Origin of the sequence: Dawidia cretensis (assembly GCF_018598175.1) — a bacterium.
Classification (GTDB): Bacteria; Bacteroidota; Bacteroidia; order Cytophagales; family Cyclobacteriaceae; genus Ohtaekwangia; species Ohtaekwangia cretensis.
Genome location: NZ_JAHESE010000019.1, coordinates 109308 through 127831 on the forward strand (window position 1 = coordinate 109308; position 18524 = coordinate 127831).

The 18524-nt window shown below is 52.3% G+C and carries 16 protein-coding genes and 1 riboswitch; of the genes, 14 read left to right on the forward strand and 2 right to left on the reverse strand.

Annotated elements, in window-relative coordinates:
* Window positions 1-51: 51 nt before the first annotated feature.
* Window positions 52-597 carry an outer membrane beta-barrel protein gene (locus KK062_RS17860; RefSeq protein ID WP_254085699.1) on the reverse strand — a complete coding sequence of 182 codons (546 nt, stop codon included), beginning with the start codon at window positions 595-597 and terminating at the stop codon, window positions 52-54.
* A gap of 116 nt (window positions 598-713) precedes the next feature.
* Between KK062_RS17860 and KK062_RS17865 the strand changes: the two genes are divergently transcribed.
* The 9 genes from KK062_RS17865 to KK062_RS17905 all read left to right on the forward strand — a co-directional run bounded on the left by KK062_RS17865 (window position 714) and on the right by KK062_RS17905 (window position 13202).
* Window positions 714-2735, forward strand: coding sequence for a caspase family protein (locus KK062_RS17865; RefSeq protein ID WP_254085700.1), 2022 nt, complete (start codon window positions 714-716; stop codon window positions 2733-2735).
* A 224-nt stretch (window positions 2736-2959) separates the two neighbouring features.
* Window positions 2960-3517 carry an RNA polymerase sigma factor gene (locus KK062_RS17870; protein WP_254085701.1) on the forward strand — a complete coding sequence of 186 codons (558 nt, stop codon included), beginning with the start codon at window positions 2960-2962 and terminating at the stop codon, window positions 3515-3517.
* Window positions 3510-5405 (forward strand): outer membrane beta-barrel protein, encoded by a 1896-nt coding sequence (locus KK062_RS17875; protein ID WP_254085702.1) that lies wholly within the window; start codon window positions 3510-3512, stop codon window positions 5403-5405. The genes KK062_RS17870 and KK062_RS17875 overlap by 8 nt, the downstream gene beginning before the upstream one ends.
* 18 nt (window positions 5406-5423) lie before the next feature.
* Window positions 5424-6239: a hypothetical protein gene (locus tag KK062_RS17880; RefSeq protein ID WP_254085703.1), complete on the forward strand. Its 816-nt coding sequence runs from the start codon at window positions 5424-5426 to the stop codon at window positions 6237-6239.
* Between the two features lie 24 nt (window positions 6240-6263).
* On the forward strand, window positions 6264-6803 hold the full coding sequence (locus KK062_RS17885; RefSeq protein WP_254085704.1) for a YceI family protein: 540 nt from the start codon (window positions 6264-6266) through the stop codon (window positions 6801-6803).
* Between the two features lie 9 nt (window positions 6804-6812).
* Window positions 6813-7715 carry a DUF5777 family beta-barrel protein gene (locus KK062_RS17890; RefSeq protein WP_254085705.1) on the forward strand — a complete coding sequence of 301 codons (903 nt, stop codon included), beginning with the start codon at window positions 6813-6815 and terminating at the stop codon, window positions 7713-7715.
* A 136-nt stretch (window positions 7716-7851) separates the two neighbouring features.
* On the forward strand, window positions 7852-8727 hold the full coding sequence (locus KK062_RS17895; protein WP_254085706.1) for a hypothetical protein: 876 nt from the start codon (window positions 7852-7854) through the stop codon (window positions 8725-8727).
* Between the two features lie 199 nt (window positions 8728-8926).
* Complete coding sequence (locus KK062_RS17900) at window positions 8927-11857, forward strand: T9SS type B sorting domain-containing protein (RefSeq protein WP_254085707.1); 2931 nt, start codon at window positions 8927-8929, stop codon at window positions 11855-11857.
* 39 nt (window positions 11858-11896) lie between these two features.
* Window positions 11897-12106: riboswitch (cobalamin riboswitch) on the forward strand.
* A gap of 148 nt (window positions 12107-12254) precedes the next feature.
* Window positions 12255-13202 (forward strand): hypothetical protein, encoded by a 948-nt coding sequence (locus KK062_RS17905; RefSeq protein ID WP_254085708.1) that lies wholly within the window; start codon window positions 12255-12257, stop codon window positions 13200-13202.
* A 52-nt stretch (window positions 13203-13254) separates the two neighbouring features.
* Here KK062_RS17905 and KK062_RS17910 read toward each other — a convergent pair whose 3' ends face one another.
* The gene (locus KK062_RS17910; RefSeq protein WP_254085709.1) at window positions 13255-14100 is read right to left on the reverse strand and encodes an aldo/keto reductase; all 846 of its coding nucleotides are present in this window, start codon (window positions 14098-14100) and stop codon (window positions 13255-13257) included.
* A 220-nt stretch (window positions 14101-14320) separates the two neighbouring features.
* Between KK062_RS17910 and KK062_RS17915 the strand changes: the two genes are divergently transcribed.
* From KK062_RS17915 to KK062_RS17935, 5 genes are all read left to right on the forward strand, one after another.
* Window positions 14321-14512 carry a cold-shock protein gene (locus KK062_RS17915; RefSeq protein ID WP_254085710.1) on the forward strand — a complete coding sequence of 64 codons (192 nt, stop codon included), beginning with the start codon at window positions 14321-14323 and terminating at the stop codon, window positions 14510-14512.
* Between the two features lie 337 nt (window positions 14513-14849).
* Window positions 14850-15362, forward strand: a complete 513-nt coding sequence (locus KK062_RS17920; protein WP_254085711.1) for a nucleoid-structuring protein H-NS — start codon at window positions 14850-14852, stop codon at window positions 15360-15362.
* A gap of 27 nt (window positions 15363-15389) precedes the next feature.
* Window positions 15390-15968 (forward strand): hypothetical protein, encoded by a 579-nt coding sequence (locus KK062_RS17925; RefSeq protein WP_254085712.1) that lies wholly within the window; start codon window positions 15390-15392, stop codon window positions 15966-15968.
* Window positions 15965-16810: a hypothetical protein gene (locus KK062_RS17930; RefSeq protein WP_254085713.1), complete on the forward strand. Its 846-nt coding sequence runs from the start codon at window positions 15965-15967 to the stop codon at window positions 16808-16810. The genes KK062_RS17925 and KK062_RS17930 overlap by 4 nt, the downstream gene beginning before the upstream one ends.
* A partial coding sequence (locus KK062_RS17935) for a leucine-rich repeat domain-containing protein (RefSeq protein WP_254085714.1) occupies window positions 16797-18524 on the forward strand: 1728 nt, incomplete at its 3' end. The genes KK062_RS17930 and KK062_RS17935, both read left to right, overlap by 14 nt.

Below are 18524 nucleotides of genomic sequence, written 5' to 3' on the forward strand. Positions count from 1 at the left end.
AGCTCACCGCTTCACCTTCACCAACTTTAATATTATTTGTTGTGCGCGAGATTACTCGGCTACTACTTTCTTTTTATTGACGTTGCCGACGATAAAGCCCACGCCTACCTGGAATTGGAAGATCATGCCGAGGTCCATTTCAGAAGGGTTGCTGGCCAGGTTGAACGAGAAGTTCATGCCGGCATCGACGTTCAGGCTTTCGGTAATAAAGTATTTGCTGCCGCCGTATAGGCCCATGTTTGTTTGTTTCATTTTGCCCGACTCTTCACCACCGCCGGATTTGAGGCTGGAGTGGTTGATTTCGGCGCCCGCGTACGGCACCAGTTTGGCGTCTTTGGTCAGGAAGTTATAGGTGCCATACAGGCCGACGCCGGTGCCCGAGAAGCCATCACCGAAGAGAAACTGCGGTTTTATACCGGCTTCGATGTTTTTGGTTACGAAATAACCGCCTTTGATAAAGATCTGCCCGAAGCTATACAACTTATTGCTGGTGTAGGTGCCGGAAAAGGTGACGTTGACGTCACCTTTATCCTGCTGGCTATACGCAGTGGTTCCTACGACTAAGATTAAAAGCGCAACTACTAAAGACTTTTTCATGTGGTTTGTTTGAATGATTAAAAGGGTTCAGTATAAATTTGTTTTTGTAACGGGAATCAAAACAATTGGTTGCCTTCGCGCGTTGATATGAGCTCCACATCTTAAACGAACTATATATGTTTCGCATTTTACTATCGGTCACGCTTATACTAAATCTTGCTGCGTCGCTTGTTGCGCAGGATATTTTCCTTACACCATACCAGGCGCTTACCCGCGATACCCCCATAAAGGTGGTGGCGATGACGTTCTCCATGGCGGGGAAGTACCTGGCGGTGGTGGATGAAAAAGGAACTGTATCCATCTGGGATGTAGCAGACAGGAGCCTGGTGAAGCAGTGGTCCGCCGATGAAAAGGTACTATATACTTCGTTTACCGAGCAAGATAATAAGTTTGTCGTTGTTACGGCGGGCGGTGCTATATACCAATATACCACCGGTAACTTCGATCGCGTTCGTACGGCAAAGGTGCCGGCGAAGCTGGTGTTGGTTAACCTCGATCCTTCCCGGCAAACACTGGTGCTCTATACGCGGGACAACAACCTCGAGCTTTTCGATCTGAAGGCAAACCTTACGCATGCAAATATACGTGTGCCGGCTACTGTTAGAAACCCCATGTTTGTGGGGTACGATCGTTTCGGACAACAATTGTTTATGATTACCGAGCAAGGCAGCGTGCTGAGCTGGAATCCGATCACGCAAAAATTCCTGCGCGAGCTGACGCTGCAAAGCGGTGACTATACCGGCTCACGTTCTGTATTGCATGCTGCAGCCATGAACTCGCTGGGTGATCGGTTTGTAGTGGGATTACAAGAGGTGTTTATTCCAAAGGGGGGTATGCAGGGCCGGAACCAGCCGGAGCGTCGTAACATGATCTTGTCGTACGACTGGCTGACGGGTAATGAAACCAAACGCGTGCCGATGCGTTATCGTGTCGACGAAATGTCGTTTGCGCCTGGCGCAGGTCATGTGGCCTATATTTCCAAAGATGTCTCGGCGGTGTGGACGGTAAACCTGGAGAAGGCAGAGATCACCAGTACGGTATCCTTGCCGGGTACGCCCTCGGCACTGGCAATATCCGGGAATGGTGAATATTTAGCCGTGGGGTTGCAGAAAGGTGCGGTGCAGCTCTATTACATCGAACGCAACACACCGGCGGAGATCAAGATCAATACACCGGGATTAGACCGTAGTTATGCCAGTCAGGTAGTGGATACCGATAAAGCGGCGGTGGAAGGTACAATCGAAGGAAACGAGCGGATCACTAAGGTATATATTAACGATAAGGAAGCGACGCTGGATGGCGACCGTCACTTCACCGGCGCGGCAGACTTGCTGCCCGGTAAGAACAAAGTGCGTATAACGGCCGAGAGTACGGAGGCCAAAACAACAACCAAAGATTTTTACATCACCTATGAGCCCAGGGCAACGGTAGCCGGCAGGGCGGGTGTGACCGGTAAAGTCAAGGTTTCGCAGAAGAAGGTCGCCCTGGTGATCGGTAACGCTTCGTATCAGTATACCAACAAGCTCAATAATACCGTGAACGATGCCAACGGTATGGCCGCCACGTTGAGCGAGCTGGGCTTTGATGTATTGAAGATCACAGACGGAACCTACGAGCAAATGAAGAATGCCATTTATGCGTTTGGCGATCGTGTGCAGGATGTGGATGTGTCGGTGTTTTATTATGCCGGGCACGGGCTGGAGGTAGACGGCGCCAATTACCTGGTGCCGGTGGACGCGGACATTCAATCGGCGTTGGACGTGCGGCAGAAGACCATTCCGTTGACGGGGGTGCTGCGCACGGTGGAAGTGACAAATCACGAGGGGCTGAACATGATCATCCTGGATGCGTGTCGTAACAACCCGTTCCCGACCGGTAAGCGGGGTGGGGCGGGACTGGCCAAAGTCAATGCACCTTCGGGGATGATCATCGCATACGCGACCGATCCCGGCTCGGTGGCTTCCGACGGCGCGGGCGCGCACGGGTTGTATACTGGCGAGCTGATTAAACAAATGAAGGTATCGCAACGGATCGAGGATGTATTTATGAATACACGCAACCATGTGGAGGAGCTTTCGAAGGGCTCGCAGCGGCCATGGGAAGAGGCCCGGCTAAAAGGGGTATTTTATCTGCGATAGGTGCATCACTCCATAAACGTTCAAAGGCAATCTTTTCTCTTTACAGGAATTGCGGGTTTACACTGTCGTAAAATAGGCGACATCGATTGCGGAAGTGCCTGAATGATAATTACCTTCGGGATGTTTTCCCCATACATCCTGGAATCCTGTTGATTTTTTTTCAAGTGCAGGCAACCTGCCCCGGACAAGGCCCGTCTTGGGGAAGATTTAAAAATTAAGAATGCTTGGAAGACCCGCAGCAGCTTAACGCAATCATTCAACGTTGCCTCAAGGGCGACCGCGAATCCCAGAAGGTGCTCTATGAGCATTTTTACGGGTATGCTATGAGCATCTGTTTGCGGTACACGCGCTCTCGGGAAGAAGCCCGGGAGATCCTGAACGATGGATTTATGAAAGTGTTCACACGGTTGAACCAGCACGAAGATCAGTCTTCGTTTAAAGCGTGGTTGCGGCGGATCATGATCAATACGGCCATTGATCAGTACCGCAAATCGGGTAAGCACGAGCATCATCAGGATCTGGAGGCTGCCGCCGCGCAAGTGGTGTCGGTACACGGAGATGCGCTGGACACACTGTCCTACGGAGAATTGGTCATGATGGTGCAGCAATTGACACCGGCGTACCGAACTGTCTTTAACCTGTACGTGATAGACGGTTATATGCACGAGGAGATTGCGGCCCAGATGGGAATCTCAGTGGGGACTTCTAAATCTAACCTGTTTAAAGCGCGCGAGCAGCTGCGGACGTTGCTGAAAAGGATTAATGTGAAAAAGTATGCCTGAGATGTCAGACAAAGAGTTGGATAAGCTGTTCCGGGAGGCAGCAAGCGGCCTCGAGCCTGCGTACGATCCGCAGGACTGGGAGATGCTGCGCGCACGTCTGGACAGTGACGACAAGGCTGCTTTTTTCCGGCGCATCACACTGCGCGTACTGGTGGGAGCAATGCTGCTCTCTTCCGTATGGTCGGTATGGCAGTCGGACGATAGAAAGACTTCTCCTCAGGAAGCAACGGTAGTAGAGACTATGCCACTGCTTTCGGCGGATACAGACACTGCACTTGCCCGGACCGTGCCGACACACCGTGGAGACGCTGGCACGCCGACACAGGACATCCCGGGAACGACAACAGACGAGCTGCCGAACAATGCTGCCGACGACGGTGAGGAGGCGGCTACGGTACGGACGGGTGCAAGGGGAACTACGCAGGAGGAGGAAACATCCCGGCAGGCCCTGGCAGGAAATACGACAGCTAAGAATACGACGGCAGTCAATAAGACAAATGCTGTTTCCAGCCTGAAAGAGGTCGGTGGAAGCAGTAATAACAACAAGACCGGGGAAGCCGGCCTGGAAGCAACGAACAATCGCCGCCGGATACAGCGCGAAACAGCGGTCAGCACCGGCGTGGAAGATAGGACAATTAACCAAACTGGCCGGACGGGACAGGTGAATGCAAAACAAGGTAAGTCTGCGACTGCTGTATCGAATCAGCAGGATAGTATGATCGCGGTACAGCGGGTCGCAGGCCGTCCGGTAGATGCCACGGCGGATAAAAAGCCGGTCGGATCAGAGCAATCGAAAATAGCCTCGGAGGCTAATCGCGTAGAAGGTATGGAGGAGGCTGCCGCTGGAGTAAAAGAAGAGGGTGCTGCGACAGAGGAACAACAAGATCAAGTGTCTACATCGGCAACAGATACAAAGAATAAACAACAGCCCGTGGCAAGCGAGGTAACGAAGGATGACAAACAGATCGGAGCCGGCGTGCAGGCGGATGAAAAGAAAATAGGTCTTTACCCTGATACCCAAGAGGCGGTGCGGGACAGCCAGGATCAGGCTGGTACCGCACAAGCTTCGGACCGCGACAAGCAAGCGGGTGAAGCAGACGACGTGTATGTACGGGAAAAGGGCGACCTAATGGGTGTGCATGGTCCACCGATGCGGAAACGTAACAAAGGCGAGACTATTTCGGGGCAGGAAGCGTTGGCGGCAGCTGTACAACAAGACAGCGCCCAGGTGAAGGAAGCGGAGAAAAAAGATACTACACAGGTTGTAGCGGCACAGGAAGAAGAGGAGAAGCAAGAGAAGGCAAAGGTGTTGCGTTGGTATATCAAGCTGCCGGTGTCGCCGGACTTCAGTACGATTGGGTACAAGCGTCCGGGTAAGTCGGGCATCAACGTCGGTTTGCTGGTAGAGTTTATGCCGATGAAGCGTATCGGGATTACTGCGGGTGCCATCTGGTCGCGTAAGATCTATACCAGCAAGAACCCCGAGAAGACATACGGTTCGGGACCGTACACGGTAAAGGCAGATTGGCTGGACGGCGAGTGCCGCGTGCTGGACCTGCCGCTGAACGTGACGTACTATATACGACCGGAGGCGCGCACCAATTTCTCGATCACGACCGGTGTATCGTCGTACATCATGTTGAACGAAGATTATACGTATGGAGTAAAAGGTCCCACGCAGGACTATATATACAACGAAACTTTTACACGTAAAAACAACGACTGGGCTAGTATGTTAAACATCTCTATCGGCATACAGCATCGGCTGAGCAGGCGGTTCCAGGTACAGGCGGAACCCTTTCTCAAAGCTCCTCTTTCCGGCGTCGGCGAAGGCAAGGTCGACCTGGTGAGCTCGGGGGTTTTCTTCTCACTCAAGTATCAACTCTAACTAAAAACAAAGAATTTTATGATTCGCAGGGCGAACTATGTCCATTTTTTTCTAATAGGCCTGTTAGCCAGCGCCTGTGCAAACCATTCTGAAGAAGAAATGGTGGATTGCGCCACGAGTGGTTTGACCCTTGCGGTAGATAACCAGGGTAATCCGTCGGGATGTGGTGTCGAAGACGGCTCCATCACCGTGTCGGGTACGGGCGGTCGTACGCCGTACCAGTTCAGCATCGACGGTAGTACCTTCCAGGCAAACGGTGCATTCAGCCAGTTGCTGGGTGGTAGCTATACCGTTACGTTGAAAGACGCCAACGGTTGTGAGACGACGACGGATGTTGCCCTACAGGTGCCTTCGAGCGACCTGGTGGCTTCGGCCGAAGCAACAAGTGATACCGGCTGTGGCGAAGACACCGGTACCATTACGGTAACGGCTACGGGTACAAAGACGCCTTTCCAGTATAAACTGGGCACAGGCAGTTTTGGTGCGAACCCTGTATTCGAAAACCTGGCCAACGGACAATATTCTGTCACGGTGCGTGACGCGAATAACTGCTCACAAGTGATTAGTGCTACCGTTGCGCGTGGTGAAAGCGGTGTGACCTATAGCGGCGATGTCCAGAATATCATTCAGACGAACTGTGCCGTTACAGGCTGTCACGTAGCCGGCTCGCAAAGCCCGAACTTCACCCAGTTCACGAATATAAAAGCCAACGCGGCCACGATTAAGGCCCGCACGGGTGCCCGAAGCATGCCGCCCGCGGGGCGAACAGCGCTGTCACAATCAGCTATCGACCAGATTGCTTGCTGGGTGGACGACGGTGCGCTTAATAATTAGTCCTAACCAAACCGTATCGGGTTTATGGAACGACGTGTGATCCTCGTAGTCCTCGCGCTGGCAATGGTTTTGCCGGCACTGGGACAAAAGTATAAGGCCGAGAAAGGAGCTTCCTCTTTTTTCTCGAAGGCCACAGTGGAAGATATCAAGGCGGAGAACACGCAAATTTCCAGCTTGTTTAACGCGACCAGTGGAGATATTGCCTTTTCCATTCCCATCAAGGGCTTTCAATTTGACAAAGCATTGATGCAGGAACACTTCAACGAGAAGTATATGGAAACGGAGAAATATCCAACAGCGACGTTTTCCGGGAAGCTGCAGGGCTATACGCCTTCGGGGCCGGCAACACAGTCCGTAACGGCGAAGGGCAAACTGAGCATACACGGTGTGGTGCGGCCTGTCGAGATCGCCGGACAAGTTGAAAAGCAAGGCGACAAGCTATTGATGAAATCAAACTTTGTCGTCAAGCTGGCGGACTACAACGTGCAGATCCCCAAACTGCTGTGGCAGAATATAGCCGAGCAGGTGGACGTAACCATTCAAGTAACCTACAAGCCTCAATAATCACGAACTATGCGGTTTATATTCAAAACACTTTTTACAGCACTGGCCTTTACGACATGTTTGACGTTTTCGGCGCGGGCACAAGATGAGCTATTGCAAGAGCTCTCCACAGGCCAGGAAGATCAGGGCTATATTGGCCAGGCCTTTAAGGGATCACGGCTGGTGAACGGCCACTCGGTAGAGACCACCAGCGCTGGCACCCTGGAGTTTATTTTTTCACACCGTTTCGGACGTGTTAACGGCGGGTTGTATGAGATGTTTGGTTTGGACGATGCCTTCGTACGCATTGGCCTGGAGTATGGCCTGACCGATAACCTGAGCGTTGGCATTGGTCGTAACTCGGTGGACAAGACGGTCGACGGCTACCTGAAATACAAGCTGTTGCGTCAGACCAAAGCAGGCGTACCGTTTACGATTACCGCGTTTGGCAGCGGGGCGTATAAGACGTCGCCCAAGGAGGATGACACACCGGTGGGTTTTGAAACGATCGATCGGCTGTCGTACACCGGACAGCTGTTGATTGCGCGCCGGTTTACTTCGAAGCTGTCACTGCAGCTGATGCCGACCGTGGTACACAAAAATTACATCGCGCTGAGCGAAGGCGATTCAGAGAATACACAGGCTGCGATTGGCATCGGTGGCCGCATCAAGCTGACCCGGAGCGTATCCGTAAATGCCGAGTATTACTACCGCCTGAACGCAACCGATAACTCACCCTACAAGGATGCCATTGGCCTGGCGATTGATATCGAGACCGGCGGTCACGTGTTCCAGATCGTGATGACCAACACGCGGGGTATGATCGAGCGGACGTTTATTACCGAGACGGACGGCGATTTCTTCGATGGCGATATCCACCTGGGCTTTAACGTGACACGCGCTTTTCAGCTGAAGTCGCACAAGGGCAAATGACATAAGGCTCCGCACGTTGGCGTGAGCTTCACTACCTGAGTATGTATGCTATTTCGAGAAGCGGCCCGATGGCCGCTTCCTGGGATACCTTTTTCTACAACTTTTCTTTTACACCCTTAAACAAATTTAAATCTGTATGAAACTATTGTTTAACACACGTATGCTCTTTTTACGGGGCATTTTTTTTACGGCGGCCCTGGCGGCTGTTGTAGTCGGTTGCAGCGACGATGACGATAACACACCGGCCGAACCGGATGACCTCGTGGTACTGGGCAGCACGGCAGAGCGGGGCTCGTTTCTGACAGACGCCGATGGTAATACCCTGTATTACTTTGCTACCGACGTAGCCGGTGCCAATACTTGTACAGGCGGGTGCGCTGCCAACTGGCCCGTATTCCATGCTGCCGACCTGACCGAAGACCTGGTAGGCGAAGGACTGGATTTTGACGACTTCGGTACGATTACGGCGAATGGTGCATCACAGACTACCTACAAAGGATGGCCACTGTACTATTATGCGCCGGGCGGCGTGCGGGAAGCAGCCGGTCAAACAACCGGTGAAAATGTAGGCGGTGTTTGGTTTGTAGCCAAGCCTGACTATACCATTCAACTTGGCAGAGTTCAACTGATTGGCGCGGACAATAAACACTATACGGGCGACTATACGGAAGGTGATGGCCCGGTGACATACTTTACCGATGCGCAGGGTCGTACGCTGTATACATTCGAGTTCGATAAGAAGAACAAAAACAACTATACCAGCGAAACCGATCAAGCCAAGAATGCGATCTGGCCGATCTTTGAAGCTACGCCGGACCAGGTCCCTTCTGCCCTGGACAAGACGCTGTTCGGTTCGATCGATGTTTTTGGTAAGAAACAGCTCACGTATAAAGGTTGGCCGGTATACTATTTCGGCTCGGATACTCAGCGTGGACAAACAAAAGGTGTAAGCGTACCGCAACCGGGTATTTGGCCGGTGGTGGTGAAAGACGCCGAGGCAGCGGTAGACTAGCCGGTACGATCACCAGGCTATTGTACTTTCGGGGTGCTCCAGTGGGGCACTCCTTTTTTATGGATAATGGTATGTTGTGGCGGGTTTGAGTCTGCTAAAACATTTTCTTCGGGATTGCATACGCTACCTTTCTCTTTGGCGTTAAGGTGGCGTGTGGTTGGTTGTGTGGTATTGTCGTTAACCTATTTGTACTATCGCTATGTTGGTAAACAAATCTGCTCTACAGGGTAGCTTGCTGCTCTTGCTGGTTATTTTTTGTCTTTTATTTCCCGGTGGCCCTGCCTATGCCACGCACCTGCGCGCGGGCAATATCAGGTTAACAAGGGTTGGCGACTGTGGTAGCGGCGGTGGTATTACGTATGCCGTGCGCATTGAGGTATATATCAATACCAAAGACACGGATGTGCTTTTTGGCGGGCCCAATGATTACCTCGATTTTGGCGACCGAAGCGCCCGGGTCAATGTGCCGGAAATCCGTCCGAACGATCCCCGTTATTCTACAAAAGGAATGCCGCCCGGCACTGCCTATGTCTATTTTGAGATCAACCATTACTTTGATGTCGGCACGTATACGGTCAGCTATGTGGAGGAGTACCGGAACGCGGGGATTTTAAACATGGACAGCCCGGTTCAGACGCCGTTTTACCTCGAGACGCAGGTGGTCGTCGATCCTTATTTGGGCTGCAATACTCCGGTGCACCTGGGACAGCCGCCATTGGGCCGGGCGTGTACGGGCGTGGCCTGGTTTCACAATCCTCAGGCGGTCGATCCCGACGGCATTGACAGCATCTCTTACCAGATGGTCGTTCCCTACCGCGACCGTGGTGCTTCGGTCTTCAACTACCAGAGTCCAGCGGCTGCTAAGTTTTACACGCAATATGCCCAGGGCAACGAAGCCGGTACCGGCATACCGACGTTTACCATTGACCAAAGCGGTAACGTTGTTTGGGATGCTCCCGGCATGGTAGGGGAGTACAATATTGCTTTTATCGTCATCGACTGGCGGCGTAAGACCGACGGGACGTATCAACAGGTGGGCTTTGTGCGCCGCGATATGCAGATTGTTGTAGAAGACTGCGATAACAAACGCCCGGAGCTGATCATACCGGAAGATATTTGTGTGACGGCGGGCGACAAGATCCAGGAATATATCAACGCATACGACCTGGATTCGCCGCCCGACGATGTGCGCATTACCGCCACCTCGGAGGTATTTTCATTGCGCGAATCACCCGCCACATTTTCGCCAACCATCTTTCAAAAGTCGCCGGCGTATGCGGGGTTTACCTGGTACACCCGCTGCGAGCATGTGCGGGAGCAACCCTATACCTTGTACTTCAAGGCCGAAGATACCTTTGGACTGGCTGTCTACAAGGCCTGGCGCATCACGGTGGTGGGTCCCGCGCTGATCTGGAATGATGCGCAATTAAATGCCGCCCGGCGTACGGCGACCCTGAAATGGGATCGTTATACCTGTCAGAATGCGGAGACCATACAACTATGGAGAAAAGTAGGCGGCACCAACTTCCAGCCCGACCATTGTGAAACGGGCATGCCACCGGGCTTAGGCTATACGTTGATCGACACAGTGTCGGCACGTCTCTCGCCAAACGAATCCACAGGGCAATATGTCGATACCAACAACGGGATGGGGCTCGCGCCGGGCGCACGGTATTGTTACCGGCTGGTGGCGGTGTATCCAAGGCCTGGCGGCGGAGAGAGCTATGTTTCGCAAGAGATCTGTGTGGGACCTGTATTGGCCGATGTACCGATTATTACAAATGTGTCGGTGGAGCGAACGGATACACAAGACGGCCTGGTGCGGGTGAGCTGGAAGAAACCATTTGATGTCGACCCCGCTGTATACCCGCCGCCGTATGAGTACCGGGTGTACCGTGGTATGGGGTTTGACCGGGCGAACGACTCCACCCTAGTGGCGACGTTGCTCGGTGATACCACGTACCTGGACGGTGGCTTGAACACGGAGTTGAACGTCTACAATTATAACATCCTGGGGTATTGCACGAAAAAGAGTCCGCAGTCGGGTAACGATACAATCTTGCTGCTGGGATCGTCCGCCTGGGCGTCGTCGGTAAGGGCGGGCTCAACTTCGCAGAAGGATCAAATTACCCTGGGTTGGTCGGCACATGTACCGTGGTCCAACCAGATAGAGGCACATCCTTATCATTACATTTTCCGGGGCGGGGCGGAAGATGCCGAAGATCAGTTGCGGTTGGTGGACTCGGTCAACGTGACGGCCGGTGGCCTGCAGTATGTGGACCGTGGCCTTACACCCGGCACAACGTATTGTTATCGCATCATGACGCGCGGGGGGTATGGCAACCCGCAACGGATACCCGAGCCGCTGGAGAATTATTCCCAGCGTATTTGCGTACAGCCGGGCGATACGCTGGCGCCTTGTACCCCGGTGCTCACGGTGTCGCTATTGGATTGTGAGCGTCTGTCGGTTGCCACGCTTTGCATCGCCCGTCCGGGAACATATGCCAACACCTTGCAGTGGGAACCGGGCGAAGCAGGGGTGTGCATTTCGGATATCCAGTATTATCGCATTTATTGGACTGCGACATGGGGAGGCGCGTATACACTGCTCGAACAAGTGGCTGCCACCGAGCGCATGTTTGTACACGAAGGCTTGAGCTCGTATGCGGCATGTTACAGAATATCGGCCGTTGACTACTCGGGCAACGAAAGTGACCTGAGCGACGCCGTATGCAATGACAACTGCCCGAACTATATGTTGCCGAATGTCTTCAGTCCGAACGGCGATGCGGCAAACCCGGTCTTTAGTGCGTATAGCCTACGCGACTATACCTGTGCTTCCGACGATTGTGCGGTCCCCGAGCATCTCAAGAATGGTTGTGCCCGGTTCGTGAAGACGGTGCGGTTCAAGGTGTTCAACCGGTGGGGACGGGAAGTATATTCATACACCGGCGACTACCGGGACGATATCAATTCCATCTATATCGACTGGGACGGACGCGACAAGAACGGCTCCCTGCTGTCGCCCGCCGTCTATTATTATAGTGCCGAAGTCACCTTTGATGTGCTCGATCCGCGCAAAAGCGTGAAGCGCTACAAAGGATGGGTGCACCTGTTGAACGAGCCGTAGGCCCGATAAGGCGTCTTGGTTCGTGATCATTTAATTTTTATTTTCGATTCACCATAGGGTTCACACTGCTGAATGGCAGCGTGATTAAAAGGGAATCAGGTGTAAATCCTGGACAGTTCCCGCTGCTGTAATCCTCACCCGGCGTCTGCCGGAACGAGCTCTCAACGACAAAACCACTGTTTCGACCAGAGACGGGAAGGTGTTGAGAGTGAGGAAAGTCAGAAGACCTGCCCCGTGCCATCAGAGTTTGTAGCCTGCGGTGAACGGGTGTACGGATGACCGGGGTCGCGTTCTGCGTATTCATGGCCAGCGTATGGTTCAACCTCTGCATGTTGTTCGGTAGTAGAATCAGAGGTTTCTGAGGTTTTATAATTAAACGTTTACAAAAAAGTTGACTATGAAAAAGAACATGTTACTCATGTGCATGGCAGGTTTACTATGCCTGGCCGGCTGTACGGATTCTGCGTACGAAGAAGTTTCTACTACCGCACAGTCGGCTACCCCCGACGCCCTGAAAGACGCACGCGCGCGAACTACGTTACTGGTGCCTACGAAGTATATTTCGCAGGTGTTTACGTATGCGCCTGCACCGGGACAATTTATCAACAAGCTGCCCCCGTACACGGCCGGCAATACCGCGGCGCAAATGGCGACGAAGGCTGCTACAGCGCTGGTGGGTAAAACCAATGGTCTGGTGTCCCTGGGCGGCTTCGGTGGCAATATTGTTGTGGGCTTTGATCACACCATTGCGAACGTGGCCAGCGCACGTGACTTTAAAGTATATGGCAATGCCCTTACCGATTGGGCTGAGCCCGGTATTGTCATGGTGTCGCGCGATGTGAATGCCAACGGTTTGCCCGACGATGCGTGGTATGAGCTGGCCGGCAGTGCTTACAATGCTACCGGCACGATCAAAAATTACCAGATCACGTACACCAAGCCCAGTCCGCTAAATGCTAATGTACCGTGGACGGACAACCAGGGCGGCTCGGGCGTAGTGAAGCGCAATTCGTTTCATACGCAGGCCTCGTATTACCCGCAGTGGGAGGGGAACAGCATCACCTTTACGGGCACAAAGCTGGCGAACCATGCGTACGATAGCAACCCGGACCCACTAGCAGAGCACTGGTTGGCACCGGCGTTTGCCTGGGGCTATGCGGACAATGTGCTCAATGCGGACACGAACGCGACATTTGATATTGATTGGGCAGTGAACGGCAGTGGCACGCCGGTAAGCCTGACGGGCATCGATTTTATTAAAATCTATACCGGCACCAACCAGGATGCCGGTTGGTTAGGGGAAGTCTCGACCGAGATTGCGGGCATCGAAGACATTAATCTATAAGGTATAGTTTCCTGGCAAGGCCCGTTTTGCGCAGCCTTGCCAGGAATGATCTTTATTTAGAAAGCTCGGCAAATTCTTCGTCGGTCAGCACGATGTCGGCGGCTTGCATGTTTTCGTGCAAGTGCCCGACTGAGCTGGTGCCGGGTATTAACAATATATTGGGCGAGCGTTTAAGCAGCCACGCGAGCGCTACCTGGGCCGTTGTGGCGTTATGGCGGGCGGCAATGCTGCTGATCTTGCCGGCCATGGATTCGGGGCCGGATGCCAGGGGGTACCACGGTATAAATGCCAGGCCGCGTTGCGCGGTATAGTCCACCACATTATCCCACTTGCGGTTGCCCAGGTTATACAGGTTTTGAACCGATACGATGGGTACTATCTTTTCAGCTTGCCCGATCTGGGCGACATCTACTTCGGATAATCCAACGTGACGTATTTTTCCCGCTTTCACAGCATCGACTACGGGGCCAAGTGTCTCTTCCACGGGCACGTTCGAATCGAACCGGTGTAATTGCCAGAGATCGATCGTGTCTACTTTCAGGCGTTTCAGGCTGCCTTCGATGTTTTCGCGAATGAACCCAGGGGTGCCGTTGGGTACCCATTGGCCTGGTCCCGGACGGCTAAAGCCACCTTTTGTCGCGATGACCAGGTCTTTTTTATAAGGGTGCAATGCTTCGGCAATTAATGACTCGTTGGTGTGCGGACCGTAGGCGTCGGCGGTGTCGATAAAGTTTACGCCGGCGGCGACAGCCTCTTGTAAGACTTTTTTGGCCTTAGCCCGGTCGGGGGCGTCGCCAAATACACCGGGACCGGTCAATTGCATGGCGCCGTATCCCAGGCGGTTGATCTTGTATCGGCCTAAATCGAAGGTGCGGGTTTGTTTTGAAGTTGTTGTCATATAATTGGCTCTCCTTTAGGAAATTAGAGTTTTATTGTCGTATCTTTGCCAGGCATTTAAGAAATTGCCCTCCAGCAAAGTTATTCTCACTATTATTTTGTTGTTTGCCTTCCTTAAGTTAATACCGTAAAGATTGCTTTCAGTATATTTTGACGTTGTTACGTACGATGAGTTGATTCCCACCGCACGGCAGTTTTAGTAATTTTTAATACATAATACAATGCAAGGAACAGTAAAGTTTTTTAATGAAGCAAAAGGTTTTGGCTTCATTAAACCCCACAACTCAGGCGCGGACATTTTTGTCCATGTTTCTGGTCTTATCGACGAGGTTCGCGAGAACGACGAGGTTGAGTATGAGGAAGAGAAAGGTAAAAAAGGCCTGAACGCAGTCAAAGTGACCCGATTAAATTAATCGCAGCTTTGGATAACATGAAAACCCCCAGTACCCCCGGTACTGGGGGTTTTTTATTTACGGAATGTGTGAAGTTATCGGCTCCGGATAATTCTATATAGATATTGTATCCCGGTTTAACCGGACGGATCGGTTAACGATCTACCAGTGCGGCTATTAATCCGATTTTAATATCAGCGGAACAACTAAAGACCGCTCAGCGCGTTTAGTCTGTAAGTTTTTTTTCGTGCGTGCCGGTAATTCTTTAAAATAGGCACGATAATTTAGGAGAGAAAAAATATCATCAAACAGAAAAACAAGAGACATGACACTTCTTATTCAAAAATCTTCCCGATTCATGATATTGGCCTTAATGGTCGTAGTGATGGCGATGGGCGCCGGTTGTAAGAGTAAAAAGAAAGCCATGGAGGCACAACAGGCGGCCGAAAAAGCTCGCATGGAGCAAGAAGCTGCCGCCCGCAAACAGCGTGAAGAAGAAGAAGCACGTCGTCGCCGTGAGGCCGATGAGCAAGCCCGCCGCGATGCCGAAGCACGTGCCCGTGCGGAGCGGGAAGTTGTTGGTCCTCAGAAAAAGCTCGAACAATATTTCAGTGCTATAGCCAATGCCACCAGCCCCGGCGCTGCTAACAATAGCATCAACGAAGCGCTCGCCTTGTTTGCGTCGCCGTCAACACCGGTACTGATCGTGATTCACGAAGAAGGTGGTGAGAAAGATTACGATCGTCCCACCAACATCAAAGACTATTTAAATTATCTCAAAGATCAGAAGAAGCCGGCTGACCGCATTGGTAATCTTCAATTTGACGGTTCCGGTAAGATCAAAGAGGTTGAGCTGGTGAAGCAGAAATAATGTTCCATTTTCAAAACGTATAATAACATGCATTCTATAAAATATGTATATGCCCTTTTGCTGAGCGTATGTATCCTGGGACAGGTGTCCGCGCAAAAAGGTGAGATCAGCCCTTCCCGAAAACAAGCCATCGACTCGCTCGCCCTGGAGAAGGTGCGTGATCTGAGCAAGTATATCAGCATCATCGGCAACAAGAAGACGCCATTCTCCGAAGCACAGCGTGTGATGGATCGTGCTGAAGAGCTTTTTGCTCCCGACAGCGAAATGGGTGTTTCTTCGCTGAACCGCAAAGAAGTCAACTATTACAAGGTGCGCAAATACTTTGAGCGCCTCATGGCCCTGAACTACGACCGTGTTTCGATCGAGTGGTATGACATTCATTATATCAGCGACCTGGAGCGTCAGCCCGACGGGCGTTATGTAGGCGTGATTACCATCTACCAACGTTTTGAAGGCGAGTCCGACGACGGCCTGAAGTATAAAGACACCACGAAGAAAGATATTACCATTTATGTAGAGCGGAAGAAAACTCAGATCCAGGGCCGTATCATCGAGTTCTGGGATGTAATGCTGGGTGATATCCGGGTGACTGAAACGAGTGCATGATCTACGTAAGAGCAGCCATCTTTTTTTCTTTGGTACTGGGCCTGGTCGCGACATCGTCGGTACAGGCCCAGCTCGTCTCCGACATGGATGATGAGAGCCGGCTGTACGCCGAGACCAAACAAGTGAACCAATTTTTCCGGAGATTTAACGGCGAGGAGGACGACAAGGGTGATCGGTACGATGCTAAGGACCGGCAATACCAAAGTGTGAAGCTTCGCAAAAAGTATCTGGGCATGTTGTTCGACGCCAGCAACGCCGGTATAAAAGCCGACCTGAAGGCGCAGTTCGGCAAGGACGTGCTGGAAGGCACCAAGCCTGTTATACTGGACTTCCACGGCGGCAACTGGTTTGCCGAGGTGCACACCACCTTTTTGTATAACAATAAGGCTCAGACCATTGTCTTGTTCCTGACGTTGGAGAAAGATCACCTGGGCACCAAGTGGGTAATCGACAAAGTACATGCGGATATGTTTGATCCGTACTTTAAGCGCGATACCACCAAGGTGGGCAAGTTTCTGCATCCCCTCAGCCACGAGCTGGACTTTATGAACCTGCGCAAGGCGTTTCAGAACAGCGACAGTGTCAGCCAGTTTGCCGGTAAGCGCTTTGTAGCCGATCATCTTTCGGTGTTCTTATATGAGATCAAGAAGGGAAATCTTAAATTTAAGACCGTAGACGAAGTGAAGTTCCACTTCTTTCAGATTCCCGGCTGGTACTTTGAGCTTGCTGAGTTTAACCGCCCGGGCAACAACAACGGTTGGTTGATCTCGAACCTGGTGAGTCTGAAGAGCGAGTCGGAACGTAATATTCTCAGAAAGTACTTGTATTATGAAACGAAATAAACTGTGGCTGATCACAGTTTTCCTGCTACTGGTGTTTGTAGCCCCTGTCGAAGCCCAGCAAAAAAAGCCGGCGAAGAAGGGACAGACCACCAAGAAAGGTCAACAGCCTGCCAAGAAGACTACGCCGACCACTGCTCCTAAAAAGCAGGACACCAAAACGGCGCCGCCTCCCGACGTGACGGCGAAGCCCGTTGATGCGACGGGCCACGAGGCGAAGGTGCGCGACATGGTGGCGTTCCTGGAATATGTGCTGAACACCCTGGGTAGCAGCGAAACCCTGGCGCGGGATAAAGACGTGCTGGTGACGCAGAGCTATAACAAGATCTTCCGCGACGGCAAAGTGCAGATCGAAGACGACCTGGATGCGGACCGGAAGGTCATCACCAACAAAGACGTACAGGCGTACCTGAAAGACGTCGACTTCTTTTTCGACGACGTCAAGTTTGAATTTACAATCGATGAAATTCAGCAGAAGACCCTGGCGGGCGACAAGCTCTTTTACAAAGTAACGTTGCGGCGCAACATGAAAGGTACCACCGTCGCAGGGAAAGCCGTCAACAGCACGCTGAAGCGCTTTGTCGAAATTAACTATAATCCCGACGATCAGGATCTGAAGATCGTCAGCATCTACACCAACGAGTTTAACGAGAAGGGAGCATTGCTGGAATGGTGGAACCAACTTTCGTACGAGTGGCAGGCGATCTTTACCCGCAAGCTGGGCCTGGCCGACAGCGTGACGATGAGCGACATCAAGACCATCACGGCCATCGAGTCGCTGGACCTGAGCCGCAACAGTTATATTCAGAACATCGAGCCGCTGGCGGCATTGGTAGGCCTGCGGACGTTGGACCTATCGAATACGTTTGTTACCGACATCAGCCCCATTCGTAACCTGACAGAGCTAGTCGATCTGAACCTGGCTCACACCGGTGTTGCCGATCTGACACCGCTGAAGTATGCCGAGAATCTGCAGCGTCTCAACTTCGGCTACACCAAGGTACGCGATCTCGCGGCCTTAGAGCGTATGACCCGGTTGGAGTTCCTGGAAATGGAGAACCTCGAGGCCGACGACTTTACTGTGTTGAGCAAGCTTACGTCATTGAAACAGCTGGATGTGAGCGGAACAACGCTGGCACAATCGACAGTATTGGAGCCGTTGGTGAATTTGCAAGAATTGAACCTTTCGCAAACGGCTTTAACCGACTTAGGCGGCTTGAAGAGCATGAAGAAGCTGATGATCCTGCGACTGGACAGCACTCGCCATGCTGACTTCACGCCGTTGAGCAGTCTGGAAGGATTAAAGACTTTGTATGTGAATTATACGCCGGTGGCAACGCTGGCGCCACTGGACGCATTAACACACCTCGAGAAGGTATACTGTGATCATACCGCCATTAACCGCGTAGCGGCGGATGCTTTTATCGCCGCGAACCCGGGTGTGCTGGTGATCTTTGACTCGGAGGACCTGAAGGGTTGGTGGGATACTCTGCCGGCCGTATGGCAAAAGATCTTCCGGGATGCAGCGCGCACGGCAGCCGAACCTGGTAAGGAAGAGCTGGCGCGGATTACGACGCTCGACTCGATTAACCTGGGCGGCAATGCGCAAATCCGGAGTCTGGACCCGCTCGAGAAGCTGACCAAGTTGAAGGTGGTGATTGCTGCAAAAACATCTATTCGTGATTTGATGCCGCTTCAAGATCACCAGGAGATTCAC

Bases quoted from the DNA above. Each gene is read 5' to 3' on its own strand.
- KK062_RS17885 (WP_254085704.1), top strand. From the start codon at position 6,264: ATGGAACGACGTGTGATCCTCGTAGTCCTCGCGCTGGCAATGGTTTTG.
- KK062_RS17895 (WP_254085706.1), top strand. From the start codon at position 7,852: ATGAAACTATTGTTTAACACACGTATGCTCTTTTTACGGGGCATTTTT.
- KK062_RS17910 (WP_254085709.1), bottom strand. From the start codon at position 14,100: ATGACAACAACTTCAAAACAAACCCGCACCTTCGATTTAGGCCGATAC.
- KK062_RS17905 (WP_254085708.1), top strand. From the start codon at position 12,255: ATGAAAAAGAACATGTTACTCATGTGCATGGCAGGTTTACTATGCCTG.
- KK062_RS17875 (WP_254085702.1), top strand. From the start codon at position 3,510: ATGCCTGAGATGTCAGACAAAGAGTTGGATAAGCTGTTCCGGGAGGCA.
- KK062_RS17860 (WP_254085699.1), bottom strand. From the start codon at position 597: ATGAAAAAGTCTTTAGTAGTTGCGCTTTTAATCTTAGTCGTAGGAACC.
- KK062_RS17930 (WP_254085713.1), top strand. From the start codon at position 15,965: ATGATCTACGTAAGAGCAGCCATCTTTTTTTCTTTGGTACTGGGCCTG.
- KK062_RS17915 (WP_254085710.1), top strand. From the start codon at position 14,321: ATGCAAGGAACAGTAAAGTTTTTTAATGAAGCAAAAGGTTTTGGCTTC.
- KK062_RS17920 (WP_254085711.1), top strand. From the start codon at position 14,850: ATGATATTGGCCTTAATGGTCGTAGTGATGGCGATGGGCGCCGGTTGT.
- KK062_RS17865 (WP_254085700.1), top strand. From the start codon at position 714: ATGTTTCGCATTTTACTATCGGTCACGCTTATACTAAATCTTGCTGCG.
- KK062_RS17925 (WP_254085712.1), top strand. From the start codon at position 15,390: ATGCATTCTATAAAATATGTATATGCCCTTTTGCTGAGCGTATGTATC.
- KK062_RS17880 (WP_254085703.1), top strand. From the start codon at position 5,424: ATGATTCGCAGGGCGAACTATGTCCATTTTTTTCTAATAGGCCTGTTA.
- KK062_RS17890 (WP_254085705.1), top strand. From the start codon at position 6,813: ATGCGGTTTATATTCAAAACACTTTTTACAGCACTGGCCTTTACGACA.
- KK062_RS17900 (WP_254085707.1), top strand. From the start codon at position 8,927: ATGTTGGTAAACAAATCTGCTCTACAGGGTAGCTTGCTGCTCTTGCTG.